Below are 22,288 nucleotides of genomic sequence, written 5' to 3'. Positions count from 1 at the left end.
AAAATTAAAATTATGAAACTGTTATGTTAATTATTTGTGTGTGTATTAATCAAAAAAGGCACGCTTTCTGTTGAGAGGCGTGCCTTTATTTTTAAGTATTATTTATGATAAACATAAATTTTTAGTCATCAAAGCGTTTTGCTTTATAAGCTGGGTGTTTTAAGTTCTCAACAGAGAAAATATCATCCAGTTCTGCTTCAGTCAGTAAACCGCGTTCTAAAACAACTTCGCGTACGCTCTTACCAGTTTCAGCACAGATTTTACCCACGATATCACCATTATGGTGACCAATGAATGGGTTCAGATAAGTGACGATACCGATGGAGTTAAATACAAATGCTTCACAGATTTCTTTGTTCACAGTAATGCCGCTAATGCATTTTTCTTGCAGGTTACGACATGCGTTGCTCATCAGAGAGATAGACTCGAACATCGCTTGGCCAATCGCTGGTTCCATTACGTTTAATTGTAATTGACCTGCTTCAGCAGCCATCGTTACACAGATATCATTACCAATAACTTTGAAACATGCTTGGTTGACGACTTCAGGAATAACAGGGTTAACTTTTGCTGGCATGATAGACGAACCAGCTTGTAACTCAGGTAAGTTGATTTCTTTAAGGCCAGCACGAGGACCTGAAGATAGCAAACGTAAGTCGTTACAAATTTTAGACAGTTTCATCGCTAGACGTTTTAAGCCTGCATGAACAGTGATGTAAGCACCACAGTCAGAGGTTGCTTCGATTAAGTCTTCTGCTGGAACGCATGGTAAACCAGTTACTTCTGCTAATTTTTTAACTGCAAGTTCTGAGTAACCAGGAGCAGTATTCAGGCCTGTACCAATAGCAGTTGCGCCCAAGTTAACTTCGAGCAGTAATTCAATGCTGCGTTTTAAGTTTTTCTCTTCTTCTTTTAAGAGAGTAGCGAAAGCATGGAATTCTTGGCCGACAGTCATTGGAACGGCATCCTGCAGCTGGGTACGACCCATTTTCAGAATGTCTTTGTATTCTTCAGCTTTAGCTTCAAAGCCTTTTTTCAGGTATTCAACAGACTCAATTAACTTCAATATAGAATTATACACTGCGATACGGAACCCTGTAGGGTATGCATCGTTAGTGGATTGACTTTTGTTCAGGTGGTCATTTGGATTTAAGAATTCATACTCACCTTTTTTATGACCCATCAGTTCAAGACCGATGTTTGCTAGAACCTCGTTGGTATTCATGTTCAGTGATGTGCCCGCACCACCTTGGAATACGTCAACCGGGAATTGGTCCATGCATTTGCCTTCATTTAGAACAACGTCACACGCTTTGATGATGGTATCCGCGATATTACGTGGAATAGTGTGCTGTTCTTTGTTGGCTAAAGCCGCCGCTTTTTTAACCATAACCATGCCACGAATAAATTCTGGGACATCGTTAATGGTGCGGTCGCTGATATAAAAGTTTTCAATCGCACGCAGAGTATGAACACCATAATAGGCATCAGCTGGAACTTCTTTTTTACCTAACAGGTCTTCTTCGATACGAGTATTGTTTGACATGAGAACCTTCTTAATTAGATTACAGTTACTGTCCGTTTATGCGCTTTAAAAATCGATACTTCGTAAAACAAAATTCACAGGTGATTAATATTGCAAAGTAAAACTTTACAAGCAATTAACACCGTCTACTACGTTGTCAGCATTATGATCTACTGATTTATGGGTAGATGATATGCTTTTAATCATCTATTGCCTTGAACCTAGATCACTATATAGTTTGATTTATGCAACAGATTTCACGTTGTGTGATATTCATCACAGATAAGTACCATTAATGAAAAAAATCCGTGAGTTGAAAAGCGTTATATCTGCCCCAATTATTATGGCTATACTAAAGAAAAAAGCGAATATTGATAGTTGTCTCTTAGATGCAGTTCACAAAGGTTTCCCTAGGGGCGTAAAATAATCGATAGCTTATTGAAATAAAGGAGAACTTGTGCGCTGGTTACCACTCATTCTGATATGTATTCTCGTTTACATTGAATCCGTCATTTTTGTGCGGGTTGCATCTGAAGTTGGTGTTTTAATGACGTTAATTTTAGTCGTTTTGACATCCTGCTTAGGTGTGTCACTTGTGAAAAATCAAGGCATGAAAAATGTACTGCAAATCCAACAAAAGTTAGCATCAGGTGAAAGCCCTGCAGCTGAAATGATCAAGAGCGTTGCATTGGTCTTAGCGGGTTTCTTGTTGATTGTGCCTGGGTTCTTTACGGATTTTATTGGTTTACTGTTATTACTACCGCCAATTCAAAAGCTTATTGTAATGCGCTTAATTCCTCATATTCGTTTCTACCAACCAGGTGCTGGTTTTAACCAAACGGGAAATGGCGGCTTTCAACGTGGCGATACTTTTGAGGGGGAATTCCAACGTAAGCAAGACGATCCTTCTTTTACAATCGATAATTCAGATAAAACAGATTCGTCAGATAAAGACGATCGCCCTAAACCATAAAACCATCCTATTTATGGGGAGATAAAAATGAAAAATTTTTTATCTCCCCCCTTGAAGTCCCTCTTCTTCGCCCCAATCTGCTCAAACATGGTACTAGTTTATTTAAGACATGCTGGTATCGTCCTTTTACCTAGTATGGACTTTATTTATAGGAGAACTATTAATGAAAATTCGTCCATTGCATGACCGTGTTATCGTTAAACGTAAAGAAGTTGAATCAAAATCTGCAGGCGGGATCGTTCTGACGGGTACTGCTGCAAGCAAATCAACTCGTGGTGAAGTTCTTGCAGTTGGCAACGGCCGCATCCTCGAAAATGGTGAAATCAAAGCACTGGATGTGAAAGTTGGCGATATCGTAATCTTTAACGATGGTTATGGCGTGAAAGCTGAAAAAATCGACAATGAAGAAGTCCTGATTATGTCCGAAAGTGACATTCTGGCAATTGTTGAAGCGTAATTTTCACTTAAAACTTCTCAACGAACGAAAAGAATTTGAAGGAAAGAGATAATGGCAGCTAAAGACGTTAAATTTGGTAGTGATGCACGTACGAAAATGCTTCGTGGTGTGAATGTTCTGGCAGACGCAGTAAAAGTGACTTTAGGTCCTAAAGGCCGTAACGTAGTTTTAGATAAATCTTTTGGCTCACCAGTTATCACCAAAGATGGTGTTTCAGTTGCTCGTGAAATCGAATTAGAAGACAAATTCGAAAACATGGGCGCACAAATGGTGAAAGAAGTTGCTTCTAAAGCTAACGACGCTGCAGGTGACGGTACTACAACGGCAACTGTACTAGCTCAAGCTATCATTACTGAAGGCTTAAAAGCGGTTGCTGCGGGTATGAATCCAATGGACCTGAAACGCGGTATCGACAAAGCAGTTGTTGCTGCTGTTGAAGAACTGAAAGCACTGTCAGTTCCTTGTTCAGACACTAAATCAATCGCACAGGTTGGTACGATTTCTGCAAACTCCGACGAAACCGTGGGTAAATTAATTGCGGAAGCGATGGATAAAGTCGGTAAAGAAGGCGTTATCACGGTTGAAGAAGGTACTGGTCTGGAAGACGAGCTGGATGTGGTTGAAGGTATGCAATTTGACCGCGGTTACCTGTCTCCTTACTTTATCAACAAACCAGAAACTGGTGCTGTTGAGTTAGAAAACCCATTCATCCTGTTAGTTGACAAAAAAGTTTCTAACATCCGTGAATTACTGCCAGTATTAGAAGGCGTTGCTAAGGCAAGCAAACCACTGTTAATCATCGCTGAAGATGTTGAAGGTGAAGCACTGGCAACTCTGGTTGTTAACACCATGCGTGGTATTGTTAAAGTTGCAGCGGTTAAAGCACCCGGCTTCGGTGACCGTCGTAAAGCAATGCTACAAGATATCGCAATTCTGACCAATGGTACTGTTATCTCTGAAGAGATCGGTATGGAGTTAGAAAAAGCGACATTAGAAGATTTAGGTCAAGCAAAGCGTATCGTTATCAACAAAGACACAACCACTATCATTGATGGTGTGGGTGAAGAGTCTGCGATTGCAAACCGTGTTACTCAAATTCGTCAACAAATCGAAGAATCTTCTTCAGATTACGACCGTGAAAAACTGCAAGAGCGCGTTGCTAAATTAGCAGGCGGTGTCGCAGTAATTAAAGTGGGCGCAGCAACTGAAGTTGAAATGAAAGAAAAACGTGCTCGTGTTGACGATGCTCTGCATGCAACTCGTGCCGCTGTCGAAGAAGGTGTTGTTGCTGGTGGTGGTACTGCACTGGTTCGCGTTGCAGCGAAACTGGAAGCACTGACTGGTGAAAACGAAGAACAAAACGTAGGTATTCGTGTTGCTCTGCGTGCGATGGAAGCGCCAATGCGTCAAATCGTTACTAACGCAGGTGAAGAAGCCTCTGTTGTTGTTAACAACGTGAAAGCAGCAAAAGGTAACGAAGGTTACAACGCGGCGACTGACACTTATGGCGATATGATCGACATGGGTATCTTAGACCCAACTAAAGTAACGCGTTCTGCTCTGCAATTCGCAGCGTCTATCGCAGGTCTGATGATCACAACTGAAGCGATGATCACTGATCTGCCAAAATCAGATGCACCTGACTTAGGTGCTGCTGGTATGGGCGGCATGGGTGGAATGGGCGGTATGATGTAAGCCAGTTGGCGACATCAAGCTCAAGTAGTTACTAACTAGGTTAGGGCTACCCACCATAAGACCGGCATCGTTATATTTCTAGCGGTGCCGGTTTTTTTATTGATTTTTAATTAATAAATAACCATTAATTATTGATGAAGGTAATATATCAAAACAAGATACAATTAATGCGTTATATGATTTATTTTTGCGTCAATGTTGCTTCGCAGGTTATATTTAACGTAAGGTAAGTGGTTTGAATTAGCAAAGAATAGAGCAGGTTCTTGATTAATTTGTGGTAGACTCTATTCGGCTGGTGATGTGCGGCAATTATGACGCTGTATGTTAATCACCTCCTAGATATTTCAATTAGTAGGCTATTGGAACTAAAGAGATTTTCAAACCAGCTGCAAAAACACAATGAAAAATGAGGGAAAACATGCGAATTAAAGTCTTGCTTGGTGCTGCTGCATTATTGCTTTTAGCAGGTTGTTCAACAACAACTAATTTGACTGCGGCAGGCTCACAAGTTCGTTTTGTTGAGAATCAACCTGGAAGTGATTGCCAACTTCTCGGTCAGGTTGCAGGGACTCAAAGCAACTGGTTGAGTGGTGTCAACAATGAATCTAGCTCAATGCGCAGCGCAGCAAATGATTTACGTAATAAAGCAGCGGCGATGGGCGGTAACGTGATTTTTGGTGCATCAAGTCCAAGTGAAACCGTGTTATCTAGCTTCATTCCATTAGATAGCAAAATGGTTGGCCAAGTTTATAAGTGCCCCTAAAATGAATTCATAGCGCCCAAATAATTGTTTGGGCGTTTTGCTTTCTAGTTCTGTCTTAAGTTAAGGTCAAGCAGTGTTTTACTTGGCTCTCCCCCTATTTCCCGAGCGAGCTTAGGTACAAGGTACCCAGAGACCTTACTCAGTAATTGCTGTATCAATTGTCTAGCTTCGGTATCACTCACTAAAAAGTGCGCAGCGCCTTGAACTTTATCTAATACATGTAAGTAATAAGGTAAAATACCTGCATCAAATAAGGCATTACTTAAATTCATCAGAGCCGTCACGTTGTCATTAACTTGGCGCAGTAATACGCTTTGGTTTAATAATGTCACACCTGATAGTTTTAGTTTTTGTATTGCCTTGGTGAATGGCTCGTCAATTTCGTTAGCATGATTAACGTGTGTAACCATAATGACCTGTAACCTAGAGCTAGCAAGACGTTTACAGAGCGTATCTGTAATGCGTTCTGGTATCACCACAGGCAAACGAGTATGAATTCTAAGGCGTTTTATATGAGGAATCGCCTCTAATTGGCTGATGAGCCAATCAAGTTCATGGTCTTTTGCCATCAACGGATCACCACCTGAGAAGATGATTTCATTGAGTTCGGTGTGGTTTTTTATATAATCCACAGCCATCAACCAGTTATTTTTATTTCCTTTGTTGTCTTCGTAAGGAAAATGCCGGCGAAAACAGTAGCGACAGTTGACTGCGCAGCCACCTTTTACCAGCAGTAATGCGCGGTTGTGGTATTTATGCAGTAAACTTGGAATTTCATTATCCTGCTCTTCTAGTGGGTCAGTAGAAAAACCTGGATGTATATCAAACTCTGCTTTTGCAGTTAATACCTGCAATAGCAGAGGGTCTAGTGGATCACCTTTTTTCATGCGGGAAATAAAGGGCACTGGAACGCGTAAAGGAAATAATTTACGTGCCTCACTGCCTTCTTTCGATAAAAGATGATTTTCTAGGTTAAGTATTTGCAGCAATTCATCTGGATTAGTGATTGCTTCAGCAAGTTGTTGTATCCAGACTTCTCTGGATGAGGTATTTTGAGTTACAATATCGACCATTTTTTGGCTATGCCATTTTTAGTTTATAAATTAGAGGATCACCATGGCTACTTATAGTACCAATGAATTCCGCTCAGGTCTTAAAATCATGTTAGATGGCGAGCCTTGTGTCGTTTTAGAAAGTGAATTCGTCAAACCGGGTAAAGGTCAAGCATTCGCACGTGTGCGTATCCGTAAACTGATTTCTAACAAACTGTTGGAAAAAACATTTAAGTCTACTGACTCTGTTGAAGGTGCAGATGTCATGGATATGAACTTAACTTACCTATACAACGACGGTGAGTTCTGGCATTTCATGAACAACGAAACTTTTGAACAGTTAGCAGCGGACGAAAAAACCGTTGGCGATAACGCGAAATGGTTAGTTGACCAAGCAGAATGTATTTTAACACTGTGGGACGGCCGTCCTATCGCGGTAACTCCACCTAACTTTGTTGAGTTAGAAATTACTGATACTGACCCAGGCCTGAAAGGGGATACCGCAGGTACAGGTGGTAAACCTGCAACACTGAGCACTGGCGCAGTGGTTAAGGTTCCTCTGTTTGTTCAGATCGGTGAAGTTATCCGTGTTGATACTCGTTCAGGTGAGTATGTTTCACGCGTAAAATAACGGTTGATCCTATACTGAATCGTTAAAAATAAAAAGCCGTGGTACTCGACCACGGCTTTTTTTGTCTATTTTAAGTGATTAACAGCACTTAAACCCACCTTTGCCACCGTAACGTGCGTCTTGACGCTCTTTGAAAAATTCTTCATAGGTCATAGGCGTTTGGTCAGGGTGTGTTCTTTGCATATGAGCGACATAGTTGTCGTAATCGGGAACGCCAACCATCATTTTTGCCGCTTGGCCTAGGTAGCGGGCCGCTTTTCCCAGTTCTCCAAACATAAATCCTCGTCATATTTTGTGTTGTAGCGGTGTTGGCTTCACTTGTTAACCCTAGTCACATACTGTTATGTATGCTCCTATTTTCTCCTTCATACTTCACGCTGTTGCTGCGTTGGCTTCATTCGCTAACCCTAGTCACATACTGGAGTATGCTCCTAGGGATTATCTTCTTTGCCGCCTTGCTCCAACGTGAATTATTTTGGAGAAAGAGTATATGTCCTAAACAGTGACAAGCTTTTCCGCGAAAATCAATGATGGCGGGTATTTGCCACGATTTCTTCATAGTTGGCTGGCATGGGTTCATATGGTACTTCATTCGCAGTTGGTTGGTCAGATTTTAATGCCTTCAACGCGGTGCGGATGGAGAATAGAGCCAGTAATACCACGACAATCATAAAGAAAATAGTTAACCCTGCATCTAAGCGGTTATTGAAAATTAACTGAGTTAATTGAGACTCTGTATATTGAACAGGAATATTGCCGCTATCAATCATCGCTTGGAATTTATTTGCTACAGCTAAGAAACCGACGCGGGCATCTTCACTGAAGGTTTTTTCCCAGCCTGCAGTCATCGTGCAGATTAACAGCCATGCTGTTGGTACTAAAGCGACCCATGCATATCTTTGGCGCTTCATTTTGAACAGTACCACAGCACACAGCATTAATGCCATACCTGCTAACATTTGGTTCGCGATACCAAACAATGGCCACAAGGTGTTAATACCACCAAGTGGGTCGACAACGCCTTGGTGGAGGAAATAACCCCAAGCTAGCACACACAGTGCAGTTGCTATCAAGTTGGCGGGTAGCGAATCCGTACGTTTCAAAGATGGAGACACCACTCCCAGTAAATCTTGTAGCATAAAACGTGCTGCTCGGGTTCCTGCATCCACCGCGGTTAAAATAAATAATGCTTCAAATAATATGGCAAAGTGGTACCAGAATGCCACATTCATCAAGCCGCCAAGCGCACCGTGAAGAATATACGCCATCCCAACTGCCAGTGTTGGCGCACCGCCTGCCCGTGAAATAATACTGGTTTCACCCACGTCATTCGCAATGCTGTTGAGCTGCTCAGGAGTGATTTGGAAGCCCCAACTACTGACAACTTGGGCCGCAGAGGCGACCACATCTTGCGTACCTGCGGGAGCTAACATCGCCATGGGACTATTCATGGCAAAATAAACACCCGGGTCAATCACACAAGCGGCAACCAATGCCATAATTGCTACGAAAGATTCCATTAACATGCCACCATAACCAATAAAGCAAGCTTGGTTTTCATTAGCCAACATTTTTGGTGTGGTGCCTGATGAAATCAGTGCATGGAAGCCAGAAACGGCGCCACAAGCAATCGTAATAAATAAGAATGGAAACAAATCACCTGCCCAAACTGGGCCTGTACCATCAATATATTTCGTTAACGATGGCATCTGTAAGTTTGGATTGAGAATTAAAATACCAATTGCCAATCCAATGATAGTCCCGATTTTTAAGAAGGTTGATAGGTAGTCGCGGGGAGCGAGTAATAGCCAAACTGGCAAAACGGCAGCAACAAAGCCATAACCGACTAACATCCAAGTGAGTTGAACACCTGTATAGTCAAAGTAAGGTGCCCAAGTTTCGCTTTCAGCAACCCAACCCCCTGAGATAATTGCAAATACAAGAAAAACTAGCCCAATAATAGAAACTTCACCAATGCGTCCTGGGCGGATATAACGGGTATAAATACCCATAAAAATCGCTAAAGGAATAGTAAAGGCAACCGTATAAGTTCCCCATGGGCTATGAGTGAGGGCTTTTACGACAATCATGGCAAGTACGGCTAAGATGATTACCATAATCATAAAACAAGCGATTAAAGCCAGCACCCCTGCGGTATTGCCCATTTCTTCTTTGACTAATTCACCCAGTGAGCGGCCATCTCGACGTGTTGAGACAAACAGCACCATAAAATCTTGTACGGCACCAGCTAGCACAACCCCAGCGAGTAGCCACAGCATACCGGGTAAATAGCCCATTTGCGCGGCAAGAACAGGGCCAACCAGTGGGCCGGCGCCTGCGATAGCGGCAAAATGGTGACCAAATAATACTTTTTTATCTGTTGGTACGTAATCTAAGCCATCATTATGACGAATTGCAGGCGTCATTCGAGTTGCATCGACTTGGAGTACTTTTTTAGCAATAAAAAGCCCGTAATAGCGGTATGCAATCAGATAAATACATACGGCAGCGACAACGATCCACAAGGCATTGATTTGTTCGCCACGATATAAAGCGATGTAGCCAAGTGAAAAAGCACCGAGCAGAGCGAGCACAATCCAAATAAATTGTTTACCCATAGCCATCCCCATCTGTTCAATGAATGATATTTGTTATTTATTTAAGTGAAACTGAGGAAGATATAGCCATAGTTAAGTTAAAGAAAAAGTAGCTAAAACGAGACACCTAATTGAAATTTGAGATAAATTTAATAATTGTTGTCAGTATCACTAATTTAGGATTATTTATTGGATTTTATCTGGTTTTGAGCTAGCGATTATTTGATGAATTGGTTTTTTATCTGGGTTTTTGATGTTTTTTAGTGATAATGTCTGTTATGATGTTTTTGTTGATACGAGAATGGTTAAAGAAAAGAAAATAATCGGAAGCTAAAAAACTCCCGACTATTAATTAGTTAACTAGGCTCGTCTTAATTGTTGGATTATTTTTTTACCAAAAAGCGTGGTAATTAGGCCAAACATGATCAAAACGAGGCCAGCAACTTGTACGCCATTTATATGCTCTCCAAGGAATAAAGCACTGCTGCTTAAACCAAAGACTGGAACCAACAATGAAAAAGGAGCAACACGCCAAGCTTCATAACGGCCGAGCAGGACTCCCCAAAGCCCATAGCCGACAAATGTTGATAAATAAGCTAAATAGATAATGACACCAAAGACTGACCAATTAAAGCCTGATAGCCCTTCAACAATGGCTTCTTCACCTTCTAAAACCCATGAACTAATCAAAAAGGGAATGATTGGGATCAGCGCGCTCCAACTGACCAATGATAGGGCACTGCATTTCTCAGCACCTTCCTGTTTCATTATGATTCTATTGGTAATGTTGCCGCAAGCCCATGATAAACCAGCAATTAAAGTAAATACTAACCCGAGTAATGGAATATCATCTAGCCCACCGACGGTGGCGCCATTGGCTAAAACCGTTAGCCCTGCAATCGCGATAAACATGCCAATAAAATGGGTTGGTTGTAATGATTCTTTTAAAATCATTGCGCCGAGCAATAAGGTAAAAAAGGCCTGAGATTGCAAGATAACAGAGGTAATCCCCGCTGGCATCCCCACTCTAATCGCGCAAAATAAGAAGGCAAATTGACCAAAGCTGATGGTGAGCCCATAGAGAAGCAATAATTTGAACGGAATTTTGGGGCGCTTGAAAATAAAAATAGCAGGAAAGGCTACAAACATGAAACGTAATGCGCCTAATAATAACGGCGGAAGTGCGGTAACGCCGAGTTTAATGATAACGAAGTTAACCCCCCAAATTACGACTACACAAAGGGCGAGTAAGATGTCTCTGAGACTCATGCTATTTTCTCGATGAACTTGCCAGATTAGACATCTACTTTACATGTGTATAATTTTGAGTGCGATGGTTATGATGCTTAATAATAAAAAACGGTATAAAAAGGTTAAGTTTTATGGTTGATTTGCGCTTATTTGTTATTTTTCGTTGCTTGAGTCTGGGTCTGTGAATATTTATAATGTATTCATACATCATACGTATTCAGGACGGCCTGAATCAACGTCATTTAAATATGGGGACGACCCCGAGTAATTAACGGGAGCAAGCAATCATGGCTTGGATCGTCCTTTTATTTGCAGGTTTATTAGAAGTGGTATGGGCTGTAGGGCTAAAATATAGCCATGGCTTAACCCGTTTAACGCCGAGTATTATTACCATTATCGCCATTATTGCGAGTATGGGGCTATTAGCCTACGCCATGCGTGATTTACCGGTCGGCACGGCTTATGCCATTTGGACGGGGATTGGGGCTGTGGGCACAGCAATTGTTGGGATTATTTTCCTTGGTGAGTCAGCAAATATGTTCCGCTTGTTAAGCCTTGCTTTGATTATTACCGGGTTAATTGGTTTAAAAGTATCAAGTTAATTTTCAAATTAATTATTATTTAATTAAAAATGAATAATAAGCGGGCGACAGAGAAATTTACCCGCTTTATCTTCTTGATATTTTATTGGCATAAAGAAAACTATTCTTATGTTATTTTTCGTTATAACGCGATGGCCAAATTTCAGATGGTGCAACACCCAAAAACTCGGCAATAATACGCTCTCCTTTAGGCCAACGTCTTGACAAGGCGTTATTTAATGTTGATGAGTTTAACCCTGCTGAACGTGATATTTGTGAAAGAGAAGAACCTTTTTTCTTTATCGCTGCAATAATATCAGCCGAGTGCCAATCTTGTTTCATACGATCTCCAATAGTGAATATATAAATATAATTGAAATTATTTAAGTTAGCTGGAACTAAATTTAGATATCAAGATAAAAAAATAATTCTTAATTTTAAATCCCTTTAAATTTCGGTCTTTGAATATTTATTTTTATGTGCTAAAGATATGGGTTAAACGCTTTTATTATCTTTATTTTTATTTAAATAACTATAAGGTGATTTTTATGGATATAGAAAACAATAAGATGGAAAAAATAAGCACTAGAGTAAAGTTAGATCTTTGCAATTATTTTAATTGGAATGATATTGATATCCATTATACGATTATTAATGTTGATGAGGAAAAGATATACACATTATCTAGTAATTATGAGTGGCAGTTAATTTATTGGCATCATGATATGGATTTATCATTAAAAGAACGGTTATTCTCTGGGGTACAATATTGGAGTAATTATTCAGATGCATACCAGAAAATATTAACCAAACTCGATAAAGGAAATAAAAAAATTGATATTTGTAATAGGTACAATAATTTATTTGAGATATTTTCACTCAATGGAAACCATAAAGTCTCATATGAGTACTTACTTTCATTATATCAATGGCGTTCAATAGTTTCTGATTATGCATATGAAAAATGGTCTGAAAATAAAACGGTGGCATTACCGTTACGCCAAAAAATTGAATTAGATGAACCTGTACCTATTATTTGTAGAAGTAAGGAAACCCCTAATTTTATACGTTTTGGTCAGTTATCATTTTCAAACAAAGAAGCATTAACCATCCGCTTGTTGCTTTCCCACCGAAATATCAAGGAAATTAGCCGTATTCAAGGCTGTTCGGAAGAGGTGGAATATATAAGAGTTAAAAACATCAAGAAAAAATTAAACTGTGAAATGGTCTCTCAAAAGGAATGCTTTTCGGTAATGGAAGGTCACGGCATTACATTAACAAGTTTAGAAAAATTAATGCCTATTAATTAATTAATTTAACTATTGGTTTTCTATAGGGACATGGGATCATTTTATGAAATGGAAATTACGTTTTGGTGCTGTCGCAGGGCATACCTTAGAATTTTATGATGTTGCAATTTTTGCTGCAATTTCATCATATTTAAGTGCAGAATTAACCCGCCTAGGTTATCAGCAAGCAACGGAGCTGGTGTGGGGGATTTTTGCTTTACGTTTTCTTATTCGGCCATTAGGGGGGTATGTAATTGGCCGTTATGCGGATAAAGTCGGTAAAAAACCGGCAATGATTTTGGTCAGCATTCTTACCGGTAGTGCCACATTGTGTATGGCATTTCTGCCTATTGAATTATTAGGGATATATACACCTTTAGCCATCCTATTTCTTCAAATGTTGCTATCTTTTAGTTTTGCGGGTGAAAGCCCATCACTGTCTACCTATTTATATAAAGATTCTAAACCCCAAGAACGAGGTCGAGTTTCAGCGTTGTTAACTGGAAGTGCGGTTGTTGGCGTTATTGGCTCGTTAGGAATTGTGTTAATTCTTGAAAATATATTACCCCCTGAAACCATGCAAAGAGTGGGATGGAGAATACCACTGCTATTAGGTTTAGGTAATATACTGATCTGTTTCTGGTTTCGCTATCGCTTACCAGACCAACCCATTGAATATGATGGGCGCCAGAAAATAGATTGGCTTAAGGCATTTAATATCTTACTGGTTGTTATTCCTGGTTCGGTTATTTTTTATACCTTAAATTTTTCATCTTCGTTTTTACTTAAGGAGCTAGAACTAGAAGAATTTAAAAGCATATATTCAATGATATCATCAACGTTATTATTGGTTTTAATGGCAATAGTTGGTTGGCTAACAGATAAATACAGCTACTCTGAGCGGGTGTTTAACTTAGGGGTAAAGCTCGCTGCGATATTATCAATTCCTATTTATTACCTAATGTCTACTAAGGTTTTATCATTAGTACTTATCTCCCAATCGTCAATTATTATTATTTCAGCGATGGTGTTATGCAATTGGAATTATGCGATGGCAAAACCAGCCAATGGGCAAGTTACGACGTTAAGTATGGGGTATAACCTTGCATCGACGATTATAGGTGGGTTAACGCCATTAATTATCAATTACTTAGTCCTCATTGATGTTTCCTTGGTGGGTGTTTTTGTTTCATTGAGCTCGTTAACGCTATTTGCGTCATTTTTATTGAATAAAAAACAAAGGTTATTAACTGCTTAAATTTAAGGGGGATGTATGAATATTGAAAATAAACACTTAGAACTGTCTTGTTCTGGTTTTGGTGATAAGTTTTTAAAATATTTCGATTGGAATGATATGGATGTGACTTACAGTAGAGTGGATGTAACAAATAACGTGGTAAAAGTTATTTCAAATCACTATGAGTGGGTTTTAATGTTTTGGGATGATGACCTAGATAAAAAAGTAAAGGAACGATTAACCCCCGGTATTCAATATTGGAATAATTACTCTGCCGCATTCCAAAAAACATTATCTAAAACAGATAAGAAAGAAATGAAGGTGGATTTTTGTACCCAATATGGTGGTATATATGAAATTACCTCAATAAATTCAAGGAAAAAATTTACAAGTAATGAATTATTAGAACTCTATAAATTAAGAGCAGTTATTTCTGATTACTCCCAACATGCCTGGAAAGATAATGAAAATATTATTTTACCACTTAGGGCTGACATAAGCTTATCTCAAAAAATTGAAGATAATAACCGAGATATTTTAGATGCTCACCACTACATGCGTTTTGGTAATATTCGTTTTACCCGTAAAGAAATGATGACTATCCGATTACTATTATCACATTGCCGGGTAAAGGAAATTAGTTATATCCAAGGTTGTTCGGAAGCGACTGAAAATAAACGTATTCAACGTATTAAGGAAAAATTAGGTTGCTCTTATACTTCACCTAGCGGTTTATTTCAGGCATTAAAAGAAAATGGCATTACCCTTGCTTGTTTGGAGTCTTTGGCTAGTTATCCCTGAAGGCCAGAATATTTTGCTACAAGGAAAGTCATTAATAGAAAAGGGACAAAAATGAAATGGAAATTTAGATTTGGTGCAGTTGCTGGTAATGCTTTGGAATACTATGATATTGCAGTTTTTGCAGCTATATCTACTTATTTAAGTATTGAATTAACTAAATTAGGTTATTTTCAAGCGACAGAAATAGTATGGGGTATCTTTGCATTACGTTTTTTAATCCGCCCTTTAGGCGGATATGTTATCGGTCGCTATGCTGATACGGTAGGAAAAAAGTCAGCCCTAGTATTAACAAGCTTGATAACCGGTACGGCAACATTAATGATGGCACTGTTACCCATTGAATTATTAGGGAACTATACGCCATTAGTGATATTAATTTTACAATTGGCTCTTTCTTTTAGCTTCGCAGGTGAATTTCCTTCTCTAATTACATATTTATTTAAGGATTTAGATGGAAATATTCGATCTAGAGTTTCGTCAATTATTGTTGGTAGTTCTTTGTGTGGAGTCATTGCATCATTAGCTATCGTTTTCATACTAAAGAATACGTTATCTGAAGATACTATGCAGTCAATTGGATGGAGAATTCCATTGTTAATTGGTTTGGTTAATATTTTTATTAGCTTTTGGTTTAGAGCTAAATTACCTAATTATAAAAATGAGTTAGATAAAAAAGCGATATTTAGTTGGTATCATGTATTTTGGGTGTTCTTATTTACCATTCCAGGTACTGTCACTTTTTACTCTCAAAGTTTGTCAACCTCACTAATTATTCAACAATTAAAGATAGATGAGATAAAAAATTATTATGAAATATTTTCATCCGGTTTATTGCTAGTTTTTATGATGATATGCGGTTGGCTAACAGACAAGTATAGTTCGGCTAAATCTGTTTTTGATATGGGCGTTAAAGGGATGGTGTTGTTTTCAGCGCCACTTTATTTTTTATTACAAATAGATAGTTTGCTTCTAGTCTTTTTTACTCAAGTTGTTATGTCCGCATACTCAGCGATGATATTGTGTAATTTATCAGCGGTACTGATGGGCAAATCTAATGGGCAGGCAACAATATTAGGTGTTGGTTATAATAGCGCAGCTGCCTCTATCGGTGGGATCACCCCTCTGATTGTCAGTTATTTAGGTCACTTTAACCTAGGTTATGTTGGGCTATTTATTGCGGTTTGTGGGCTTTTTTACTTTGTATCTGCTTGTTTGCCAAAACCAAACCCTGCTTAGTGTTAACCATGATTTAATCCCCCCGTTAGGGGGGAAATCATCATAAATTATAGAGCTGTAGTAATAGAAAATAAGATTGCCACCCTATTGGGTATACAAAAATTTTGCGGATGAAAAATAAAACCCAGTATTAAATGTGTTATTTGATGAGTTGGCTGAAACGTTGGTATAGGATCTCGCCCAGAGTATGTTGATCATACTCAGTACTATTGGCTAAATTATCAACAGCAGCATGCATGGAGTGATAAATCATTGTCGCCATCAATTCATGTGGCAATTCTGGCCATGCTTTGTTTTGCTCACCAAAAGCTAAAATAGCTTTAATCTGTTCAACTGCACGGGTTTCATGATCATTACTGCGGCCGTGGTATTCGTCATGAAATAGCATGTCGTGAATATTTTGTTTTTCAACATAGTATTTGACGCTATTTTCACACCACGATTTCAGCTTGGCAGTGGCACTTTTTTGTGAATCTAAAGCAGATTGAATGTAGCCTAAATACCAGTCCATGTAGCGTGTGCGTAAGGCTTCCATAATGTCATTTTTGGATTGGAAGTAGTGATAAAAAGTACCTTTTGCGACATCGGCAGCGATGACAATTTCACTGACAGTTGTATTGACAAACCCTTTAGAAAGAAAGAGTTTTTCCGCTGCATTCATCAGGTCATCTAACCTTTCTTCCGCAGGTTTCGTTCTTGGCTTTTTAGGTGGTGTTGTCATTGAGTTTTTCTCTTAATGTTCTTTTCACAACAAAGGTTATTCAGGCATCATAGCATTTAAATGAGTTACCCTAACATTTAGCCTGCCGATAGTTTTATTTCTTTTGTTTCTAAAGCTTTTTTAGCACAAAAAAGTAAATAAATGACGATAAGTAACGCATAAAGCATAGCCCCAATCATCCACACCCAACCGTCCCATATCAGCAATGTTTGGCCAAAAATAACGCTAAATAGTAATGGGCCAATTACCCCTGTGGCATTGGTTAAACTCACTAATACTCCTTGTAATTTACCTTGATTAGCGTGATTGACGTGAGCTGACATCAACCCTTGTAGTGCTGGTAATGCAATACTACCACCGGCGAGTAAGATTAATGTAGGGTAAATCATCCAACCTTCGGTGAGTAATGACAAAATAATAAATGCGCTTCCGTCTGCGACAAAGCCGACAATGATTGTTACCTTTTCATTGAATTTTTTGGCAATGGCTCCAGCAATAAAAGCTTGGAATAGGGCATGCATAACGCCTAAGCCCGCCAAAGATAACCCAACTTGCACACTATTCCATTGGAAGCGATTTTCGGTAAATAGCACCCAGGTTGTTGCAGGGATCTGACCAATTAACTGTGCCATAAAAAAGACAAAAAGTAGCAAAATAATGGGTTTTATCAGCTGTATGAAGGGAACTGACAGCTCTACAGTTTCATTTTGATCATTCTGTATGACATTTTTATTTTTAAAAATAAGCCAGATCACGACAAAAGAGCACGCATTCAAAATAGCCGCAATAACAAAAGGTAAATGTGGGGAAAATTGCCCTGCAAAGCCCCCAATCGCAGGGCCGGCGATTAACCCCACGCCAAATGCTGCGCCTAATCGCCCAAACCACTTAGTGCGTTCTTGTGGGGCAGTGTTGTCGGCAATAACAGAAGCCGCTACGGCGCCTGTTGCGCCAGTGATCCCTGAAATTAAACGGCCTAAATACAGCATCCAAAGTGAGCTCGATAAAGCCAATAAACTGTAGTCCAGTACGGCTCCTGCAAGGGAGATCAACAAAATAGGCTTGCGACCGAATTTATCAGACCATCTGCCCAATATTGGGGCAAAAAATACCTGCATGATGGCGTACAAAGCCAGCAAGATACCGTAATGATTTGCCAAGTTTTCTAGCGTCACATACTCGCGGAGTAAGGCAGGTAAAACAGGCATGATCAAACCGATCCCCATAGCATCAAGGGCGGTGATCGTTAATGCAGTGATCGCAAATTTATTCATTATTCATTTCTCTATCATTGATAGATTTGGAATGTATCCCTATCAGTGATAGAGTGTCAATAGAAAATTAAGGGGAAAGCGATGGCAAGATTGGATAAAGAAACCATTATTACGGCTGCACTAGATTTGCTGAATGAAGTGGGAATGGAAGGACTGACAACGCGAAAATTGGCTCAAAAGCTCGGGGTTGAGCAACCCACACTGTATTGGCATGTAAAGAACAAGCGCACATTGTTGGATGCATTATCGGTTGAAATGTTAAAACGACATCATGACCATCCATTACCTGTTGAAGGTGAAACGTGGCAGGAGTTCTTGCGCCATAATGCACTAAGTTTTCGTCGAGCCTTACTTAGTTACCGTGATGGGGCAAAGGTACATTTAGGCACGCGGCCTAGTGCAGAGCAATACGCCACGGTGGAAAAACAATTGCAGTTTATGATTGATAGCGGTTTTTCATTAAAAAGTGGCCTTTACGCAGTGAGTGCAGTGGGGCACTTTACATTAGGTTCAGTACTTGAGCAGCAAGAACATTTGGCAGCAATGGGTGAGAGAGATGTTGAACAAGACGGAGCGATGCCATTGTTATTAAAAGAAGCTATTCAAATCATGGATAATGATGATGGAACAGAAGCATTTTTGTTTGGTTTAGAATCACTTATTCGAGGCTTTAAGCCCTAAAAAAGAAAAGGTATGACAATGTGCTGTCATACCTTTTATTAAAATAATGTGTGATTGCATTATTTACAGAGTAAATACACCAATAATTGCAATTACACTAATGATTGCTGAGCCACCGTAGAAAACCCATTTTGTCGCAGGGACATGGATTTTAAAGTCGTGCAGCGTATGGTGGATACGGTGCATACCACACCAAACTGGCAAAATAATCATCAGTAATAAGAAAACGCGGCCGATAAAGCTTTGGCTAAATGCCATAATGCGCTCATAGCTCAGCATTTCTGGTGCCACACCGAGAGGAATTAAAATTCCTAACAGAATGATGATTGCAGGGCCAATCACGGCACTCCACATACCACCTGCACCAAATAATCCCCAGAAAATCGGTTCATCGGAACGTTTAGGCGTTAGATTCATCAGATTCTCCTTAGATTAAAATAATAATGCGATAGCTAAGATTGCTGCCGTAACAACAATCGTAAGAGCCCAGAAGCCTTTAACGATAGGCTCCTCAGACATTTTCTTATCTTTTACAATAATACTGACGGCTTTTGGTGCAAGTTTGAACCACGTTGTGGTGTGCAATAATGTTGCCGCCAAAGTAATAATGTTAATGATAAGAATGATTGGGTTGCTTAAGAACCCAACAAAGCCAGCCCATGATTCTGGACCGCTTTTCAGCGCAAATACCCCATACAGGACTAAAATACTGAACCAGACCTGAAGGACGGAGGTACTTTCACGCATGATGTAAAAGCGGTAAAAACCCAGCTTTTGCCACCAATCACCCTTCATTTCTCTGACATAGGGTTTACGTTTCGTAGTCATGACTTCAATTCTCCTTATCGTGGCTTCAGCATGGCGATAACAAAGTCTTGCGCGCTGGCAACTTTCCCTTGTTGGATCGCACCCGCAGGGTCAACATGCTTAGGACAGACTTCAGAACAGTAGCCTACAAACGTACAGCTCCAGACACCATTGTCACCGTTTAATAAGGTCATGCGTTCTTTCGCACCATGGTCTCGGTTATCTAAATTGTAGCGCTCTGCCAATGTGATCGCGGCTGGGCCGATGAACTCTGGGTTCAGTCCAAATTGTGGGCAAGCTGCATAGCACAGACCACAGTTGATACAGCCTGAAAATTGATGGTATTTGGCCATCTGTGCAGGCGTTTGCTTATTTGGGCCTTCAGAAGGTTTACGGTCATTACCGATAATATACGGTTTGATCGCTTCTAAACGCTCAATAAAGTGAGTCATATCAACAACAAGGTCGCGCTCGATTGGGAAGTTACCTAATGGCTCAACTTTCATACCTTGCGGGTATTCACGCAGGAATGTTTTACACGCCAGTTTAGGTACTTTATCCACCATCATGCCGCAAGAACCACAAATCGCCATACGACAAGACCAACGGTAAGACAGGTCTGGAGCGAGGTTATCTTTGATATAGCCTAACGCATCTAACAAAGAAGTTTGCTCGTCGTAAGGGACATCATACGTCACCAAATGGGGCTCACTATCCGTTTCCGGATTGTAACGCATGATCTCCATTTTTAGGTGTTTCATATCATCCATTAGCTTGCTCCTTCTTCGCCTTATCTTGAGCTTCAGCTTCGGCACCGTAAACACGTTTAGCTGGCTGAGATTTCGTGATTTTCACGTCACTGTACTCTAAACGAGGGGAGCCCTCTGGGTTATAGAATGCCAAAGTATGTTTAAGGAAATTAACATCATCACGCTCAGTACAGCCTTCATCGAGACGTTGGTGTGCACCACGTGATTCTTTACGGTTGATTGCAGAGTGAGCCATACATTCCGCCACATCAAGGCCAAAGCCTAATTCAATGGTGTACAGTAGGTCAGTATTAAATACGCTGCTATGGTCGGTAATTTCGACGTGTTTGAAGCGTTCTTTCAGCTCAGCAATTTTATCAACGGTTTTTTGCATTAATTCGGGGGTACGGTAGATACCGCAGCCTTCTTCCATTGAAATACCCATTTCGTCGCGGATCTTCGACCAGCTCTCTTTCCCTTTTTGGTTCATGAGTTTGCTGAGGTCAGCTTCGATATCACGAGTACGGGCTTCGATAGCATTTGCATTGGCTGGTGTTGCTTCAGCAGCATGGCGAGCGGCTTCTTCACCTGCCAGACGACCAAATACAACTAATTCAGCTAATGAGTTAGAACCTAAACGGTTTGCACCGTGCAAGCCAACAGAAGAACACTCACCGACAGCAAATAGGCCTTTGATGCGTGTTTCTGTGCGTTGATCCGTTTCGATACCACCCATGGTGTAGTGAGCGGTTGGGCGAACAGGAATTGGGTCTGTTACTGGGTCAACACCTACGTAGGCTTTCGCCAATTCACAAATAAATGGTAAACGCTCATGCAGTTTTTCTGCGCCAAGGTGACGTAGATCCAGATAGACGACATCACCACGGTGAGTGCTGATCGTACGGCCTGCACGCCATTCGTGCCAGAACGCTTGGGAAACTTTGTCACGTGGACCCAGTTCCATATATTTATTTTCAGGTTTACCCAGTGGAGTTTCAGGCCCCATTCCGTAGTCTTGCAGGTAGCGATAGCCGTCTTTATTGACAAGGATCCCGCCCTCACCACGACAACCTTCGGTCATTAAGATACCTGAACCCGGTAACCCAGTTGGGTGATATTGAACAAATTCCATATCACGCAGCGGCACGCCATGGCGGAATGCGATACCCATACCATCACCGGTTACAATACCGCCATTGGTATTGTAGCGATAAACGCGTCCAGCACCGCCAGTTGCCATCACGATGGCATTAGCACGGATCTGGACTTTTGTTCCTTCCATCATATTTAACGCGACAAGACCACGGACTTGGCCTTCATCAACAATGATATCGAGAACAAAATGTTCGTCAAAACGTTGAATTTGTGGATATTTTAATGAAGTTTGGAACAGGGTATGGAGCATGTGGAAGCCAGTTTTATCAGCAGCAAACCACGTACGCTCAATTTTCATTCCACCAAAACGGCGAACGTTAACTGAACCATCTGGTTTACGGCTCCACGGGCAGCCCCATAGCTCTAGTTGGGTCATTTCTGTTGGGCAGTGTTCGACAAAATAGTCGACAACATCTTGCTCACACAGCCAGTCCCCACCAGCTACAGTATCATTAAAATGATAGTCATAGGAGTCATGAGCCTGAGTAACTGCTGCTGATCCCCCCTCTGCGGCCACAGTGTGACTACGCATTGGGTATACTTTTGAGACCAGAGCAATCTTGATATTGGGATTTGCTTCAGCGGCAGCAATTGCTGCACGTAAGCCTGCGCCCCCGGCCCCGATAATCGCTAAATCGGCATTGAAGGTTTGCACTGCGCTTCTCCATTGTTCAAGTGTAAAATTGATAAATTCTTTTAAATACTTTTGATAATTAGCTACGTCATTTTCAGTTCAACTTAAAGCTAAACTACGAAATATCTGTTTTTTAATAGTAAATAATATAATAGCTAATAATGACTTATCATGCTGTG

Annotated in this window: 23 protein-coding genes; 11 read left to right on the top strand and 12 right to left on the bottom strand. The window is 40.4% G+C overall.

All coding sequences use genetic code 11. The features are described 5' to 3' along the window. Window positions 1-121 precede the first annotated feature (121 nt). Window positions 122-1,546: an aspartate ammonia-lyase gene (gene aspA, locus PR683_RS08160; RefSeq protein ID WP_004908081.1), complete on the bottom strand. Its 1,425-nt coding sequence runs from the start codon at window positions 1,544-1,546 to the stop codon at window positions 122-124. Window positions 1,547-1,982: 436 nt separating this feature from the next. Between aspA and PR683_RS08155 the strand changes: the two genes are divergently transcribed. From PR683_RS08155 to PR683_RS08140, 4 genes are all read left to right on the top strand, one after another. Then, window positions 1,983-2,498 (top strand): FxsA family protein, encoded by a 516-nt coding sequence (locus PR683_RS08155; RefSeq protein ID WP_004908083.1) that lies wholly within the window; start codon window positions 1,983-1,985, stop codon window positions 2,496-2,498. 163 nt (window positions 2,499-2,661) lie between these two features. Next, a complete protein-coding gene (locus PR683_RS08150) occupies window positions 2,662-2,955 on the top strand; it encodes a co-chaperone GroES (protein WP_004908085.1) in 294 nt (97 codons plus the stop codon). Window positions 2,956-3,006: 51 nt separating this feature from the next. After that, entirely contained in the window at window positions 3,007-4,650 is a 1,644-nt protein-coding gene (gene groL / locus PR683_RS08145) for a chaperonin GroEL (protein ID WP_109911639.1), read from the top strand. 418 nt (window positions 4,651-5,068) lie between these two features. Continuing rightward, window positions 5,069-5,413, top strand: a complete 345-nt coding sequence (locus PR683_RS08140; RefSeq protein ID WP_004908089.1) for a DUF4156 domain-containing protein — start codon at window positions 5,069-5,071, stop codon at window positions 5,411-5,413. Window positions 5,414-5,457: 44 nt separating this feature from the next. On the opposite strand, the gene epmB is transcribed toward PR683_RS08140, so the two are convergent. Next, a complete protein-coding gene (epmB, locus tag PR683_RS08135; RefSeq protein WP_004908091.1) occupies window positions 5,458-6,486 on the bottom strand; it encodes an EF-P beta-lysylation protein EpmB in 1,029 nt (342 codons plus the stop codon). Between the two features lie 43 nt (window positions 6,487-6,529). Between epmB and efp the strand changes: the two genes are divergently transcribed. Further along, window positions 6,530-7,096 carry an elongation factor P gene (gene efp / locus PR683_RS08130; RefSeq protein ID WP_004258667.1) on the top strand — a complete coding sequence of 189 codons (567 nt, stop codon included), beginning with the start codon at window positions 6,530-6,532 and terminating at the stop codon, window positions 7,094-7,096. A 78-nt stretch (window positions 7,097-7,174) separates the two neighbouring features. Here the strand turns inward: efp and PR683_RS08125 are convergent, their stop codons facing one another. The 3 genes from PR683_RS08125 to PR683_RS08115 all read right to left on the bottom strand — a co-directional run bounded on the left by PR683_RS08125 (window position 7,175) and on the right by PR683_RS08115 (window position 10,962). Beyond that, the gene (locus PR683_RS08125; protein WP_004908094.1) at window positions 7,175-7,372 is read right to left on the bottom strand and encodes a YbdD/YjiX family protein; all 198 of its coding nucleotides are present in this window, start codon (window positions 7,370-7,372) and stop codon (window positions 7,175-7,177) included. A 248-nt stretch (window positions 7,373-7,620) separates the two neighbouring features. Further along, complete coding sequence (cstA, locus tag PR683_RS08120) at window positions 7,621-9,714, bottom strand: pyruvate/proton symporter CstA (protein ID WP_004908095.1); 2,094 nt, start codon at window positions 9,712-9,714, stop codon at window positions 7,621-7,623. A 339-nt stretch (window positions 9,715-10,053) separates the two neighbouring features. After that, window positions 10,054-10,962, bottom strand: a complete 909-nt coding sequence (locus tag PR683_RS08115; protein ID WP_123382249.1) for an EamA family transporter — start codon at window positions 10,960-10,962, stop codon at window positions 10,054-10,056. A 269-nt stretch (window positions 10,963-11,231) separates the two neighbouring features. Here PR683_RS08115 and sugE point away from each other — a divergent pair, with 269 nt between their 5' ends. Beyond that, a complete protein-coding gene (gene sugE, locus PR683_RS08110) occupies window positions 11,232-11,546 on the top strand; it encodes a quaternary ammonium compound efflux SMR transporter SugE (RefSeq protein WP_123382250.1) in 315 nt (104 codons plus the stop codon). Window positions 11,547-11,657: 111 nt separating this feature from the next. Here the strand turns inward: sugE and PR683_RS08105 are convergent, their stop codons facing one another. Beyond that, window positions 11,658-11,867: a helix-turn-helix domain-containing protein gene (locus PR683_RS08105; RefSeq protein WP_004908101.1), complete on the bottom strand. Its 210-nt coding sequence runs from the start codon at window positions 11,865-11,867 to the stop codon at window positions 11,658-11,660. Window positions 11,868-12,073: 206 nt separating this feature from the next. On the opposite strand from PR683_RS08105, the gene PR683_RS08100 reads away from it, so the two are divergent. Genes PR683_RS08100 through PR683_RS08085 form a run of 4 tightly spaced genes read left to right on the top strand, consistent with a single transcriptional unit; the run spans window position 12,074 to window position 16,088 of the window. Then, complete coding sequence (locus tag PR683_RS08100) at window positions 12,074-12,835, top strand: hypothetical protein (RefSeq protein ID WP_109911642.1); 762 nt, start codon at window positions 12,074-12,076, stop codon at window positions 12,833-12,835. Between the two features lie 43 nt (window positions 12,836-12,878). Then, window positions 12,879-14,072, top strand: coding sequence for an MFS transporter (locus PR683_RS08095; RefSeq protein WP_164529181.1), 1,194 nt, complete (start codon window positions 12,879-12,881; stop codon window positions 14,070-14,072). A 15-nt stretch (window positions 14,073-14,087) separates the two neighbouring features. After that, window positions 14,088-14,852: a helix-turn-helix transcriptional regulator gene (locus tag PR683_RS08090; RefSeq protein WP_272571196.1), complete on the top strand. Its 765-nt coding sequence runs from the start codon at window positions 14,088-14,090 to the stop codon at window positions 14,850-14,852. A 51-nt stretch (window positions 14,853-14,903) separates the two neighbouring features. After that, window positions 14,904-16,088, top strand: coding sequence for an MFS transporter (locus PR683_RS08085; RefSeq protein WP_117162574.1), 1,185 nt, complete (start codon window positions 14,904-14,906; stop codon window positions 16,086-16,088). Between the two features lie 139 nt (window positions 16,089-16,227). On the opposite strand, the gene PR683_RS08080 is transcribed toward PR683_RS08085, so the two are convergent. Together PR683_RS08080 and tet are read right to left on the bottom strand one after the other, a co-directional pair. Next, entirely contained in the window at window positions 16,228-16,809 is a 582-nt protein-coding gene (locus PR683_RS08080) for a TetR/AcrR family transcriptional regulator (RefSeq protein ID WP_110731657.1), read from the bottom strand. A 77-nt stretch (window positions 16,810-16,886) separates the two neighbouring features. Beyond that, window positions 16,887-18,083, bottom strand: a complete 1,197-nt coding sequence (gene tet / locus PR683_RS08075; RefSeq protein WP_272523986.1) for a Tet(A)/Tet(B)/Tet(C) family tetracycline efflux MFS transporter — start codon at window positions 18,081-18,083, stop codon at window positions 16,887-16,889. Between the two features lie 81 nt (window positions 18,084-18,164). Here tet and tetR point away from each other — a divergent pair, with 81 nt between their 5' ends. After that, window positions 18,165-18,764 (top strand): tetracycline resistance transcriptional repressor TetR, encoded by a 600-nt coding sequence (gene tetR / locus PR683_RS08070; protein WP_117162571.1) that lies wholly within the window; start codon window positions 18,165-18,167, stop codon window positions 18,762-18,764. 63 nt (window positions 18,765-18,827) lie between these two features. Here tetR and frdD read toward each other — a convergent pair whose 3' ends face one another. From frdD to frdA, 4 genes are read right to left on the bottom strand one after another with little or no spacing between them, the layout of a single operon-like run. Further along, the gene (gene frdD, locus PR683_RS08065) at window positions 18,828-19,181 is read right to left on the bottom strand and encodes a fumarate reductase subunit FrdD (protein WP_004258620.1); all 354 of its coding nucleotides are present in this window, start codon (window positions 19,179-19,181) and stop codon (window positions 18,828-18,830) included. 15 nt (window positions 19,182-19,196) lie between these two features. Further along, window positions 19,197-19,592, bottom strand: a complete 396-nt coding sequence (frdC, locus tag PR683_RS08060; RefSeq protein WP_109911650.1) for a fumarate reductase subunit FrdC — start codon at window positions 19,590-19,592, stop codon at window positions 19,197-19,199. Between the two features lie 14 nt (window positions 19,593-19,606). Continuing rightward, window positions 19,607-20,341 (bottom strand): succinate dehydrogenase/fumarate reductase iron-sulfur subunit, encoded by a 735-nt coding sequence (locus tag PR683_RS08055; RefSeq protein ID WP_004258616.1) that lies wholly within the window; start codon window positions 20,339-20,341, stop codon window positions 19,607-19,609. After that, window positions 20,334-22,130, bottom strand: coding sequence for a fumarate reductase (quinol) flavoprotein subunit (gene frdA, locus PR683_RS08050; protein WP_004258614.1), 1,797 nt, complete (start codon window positions 22,128-22,130; stop codon window positions 20,334-20,336). The genes PR683_RS08055 and frdA overlap by 8 nt, the downstream gene beginning before the upstream one ends. Window positions 22,131-22,288: the final 158 nt, after the last annotated feature.

This window comes from Providencia sp. PROV269, assembly GCF_028477785.1.
GTDB lineage: Bacteria > Pseudomonadota > Gammaproteobacteria > Enterobacterales > Enterobacteriaceae > Providencia > Providencia rettgeri.
This window is presented reverse-complemented; position numbering and strand designations above follow the sequence as displayed.

Excerpts from the sequence above, each read along its gene's own strand:
- aspA (WP_004908081.1), bottom strand. The coding sequence starts at position 1,546 with ATGTCAAACAATACTCGTATCGAAGAAGACCTGTTAGGTAAAAAAGAA.
- PR683_RS08150 (WP_004908085.1), top strand. The coding sequence starts at position 2,662 with ATGAAAATTCGTCCATTGCATGACCGTGTTATCGTTAAACGTAAAGAA.
- groL (WP_109911639.1), top strand. The coding sequence starts at position 3,007 with ATGGCAGCTAAAGACGTTAAATTTGGTAGTGATGCACGTACGAAAATG.
- PR683_RS08140 (WP_004908089.1), top strand. The coding sequence starts at position 5,069 with ATGCGAATTAAAGTCTTGCTTGGTGCTGCTGCATTATTGCTTTTAGCA.
- epmB (WP_004908091.1), bottom strand. The coding sequence starts at position 6,486 with ATGGTCGATATTGTAACTCAAAATACCTCATCCAGAGAAGTCTGGATA.
- efp (WP_004258667.1), top strand. The coding sequence starts at position 6,530 with ATGGCTACTTATAGTACCAATGAATTCCGCTCAGGTCTTAAAATCATG.
- PR683_RS08125 (WP_004908094.1), bottom strand. The coding sequence starts at position 7,372 with ATGTTTGGAGAACTGGGAAAAGCGGCCCGCTACCTAGGCCAAGCGGCA.
- cstA (WP_004908095.1), bottom strand. The coding sequence starts at position 9,714 with ATGGGTAAACAATTTATTTGGATTGTGCTCGCTCTGCTCGGTGCTTTT.
- PR683_RS08115 (WP_123382249.1), bottom strand. The coding sequence starts at position 10,962 with ATGAGTCTCAGAGACATCTTACTCGCCCTTTGTGTAGTCGTAATTTGG.
- sugE (WP_123382250.1), top strand. The coding sequence starts at position 11,232 with ATGGCTTGGATCGTCCTTTTATTTGCAGGTTTATTAGAAGTGGTATGG.
- PR683_RS08105 (WP_004908101.1), bottom strand. The coding sequence starts at position 11,867 with ATGAAACAAGATTGGCACTCGGCTGATATTATTGCAGCGATAAAGAAA.
- PR683_RS08100 (WP_109911642.1), top strand. The coding sequence starts at position 12,074 with ATGGATATAGAAAACAATAAGATGGAAAAAATAAGCACTAGAGTAAAG.
- PR683_RS08095 (WP_164529181.1), top strand. The coding sequence starts at position 12,879 with ATGAAATGGAAATTACGTTTTGGTGCTGTCGCAGGGCATACCTTAGAA.
- PR683_RS08090 (WP_272571196.1), top strand. The coding sequence starts at position 14,088 with ATGAATATTGAAAATAAACACTTAGAACTGTCTTGTTCTGGTTTTGGT.
- PR683_RS08085 (WP_117162574.1), top strand. The coding sequence starts at position 14,904 with ATGAAATGGAAATTTAGATTTGGTGCAGTTGCTGGTAATGCTTTGGAA.
- PR683_RS08080 (WP_110731657.1), bottom strand. The coding sequence starts at position 16,809 with ATGACAACACCACCTAAAAAGCCAAGAACGAAACCTGCGGAAGAAAGG.
- tet (WP_272523986.1), bottom strand. The coding sequence starts at position 18,083 with ATGAATAAATTTGCGATCACTGCATTAACGATCACCGCCCTTGATGCT.
- tetR (WP_117162571.1), top strand. The coding sequence starts at position 18,165 with ATGGCAAGATTGGATAAAGAAACCATTATTACGGCTGCACTAGATTTG.
- frdD (WP_004258620.1), bottom strand. The coding sequence starts at position 19,181 with ATGAATCTAACGCCTAAACGTTCCGATGAACCGATTTTCTGGGGATTA.
- frdC (WP_109911650.1), bottom strand. The coding sequence starts at position 19,592 with ATGACTACGAAACGTAAACCCTATGTCAGAGAAATGAAGGGTGATTGG.
- PR683_RS08055 (WP_004258616.1), bottom strand. The coding sequence starts at position 20,341 with ATGGATGATATGAAACACCTAAAAATGGAGATCATGCGTTACAATCCG.